We start from the raw sequence: 260 nt of genomic DNA, 5'->3' as shown, positions 1-260 counted from the left end.
CGACTCCGGTTCGGAGCGGCCCGGCGTTGCTCCGGTGCACGAAGTGATCGCGGTGCTGCTGGAGTATTTTGCCCGCGAGCACCCGATTGTGGCCATCTTCGAGGACCTGCACTGGGTCGACAGCGCCACACTAGCGGTGCTCCGTTTCTTGCTTCGCGCCCTGTCCGATGGCCGGATCATGATCGTGCTCAGCTACCGAAGCGACGACGTGGACCGACCTCACCCGCTGCGAACCTTCCTGTCGGAGATCGACAGGGCCC

1 protein-coding gene is annotated in these 260 nt (G+C 64.6%); it reads left to right on the top strand.

All coding sequences use genetic code 11. The features are described 5' to 3' along the window. Positions 1-260 (top strand): AAA family ATPase (locus ABFX56_RS16160; RefSeq protein ID WP_346234376.1); only part of this gene is annotated, 260 nt, incomplete at both ends.

Source organism: Parafrigoribacterium mesophilum (assembly GCF_039652555.1).
In the GTDB taxonomy this organism is placed as follows: Bacteria; Actinomycetota; Actinomycetes; order Actinomycetales; family Microbacteriaceae; genus Parafrigoribacterium; species Parafrigoribacterium mesophilum.
The sequence above is the reverse complement of the archived record's forward strand: the minus strand, read 5'-3'. Positions and strand labels throughout refer to the sequence as shown.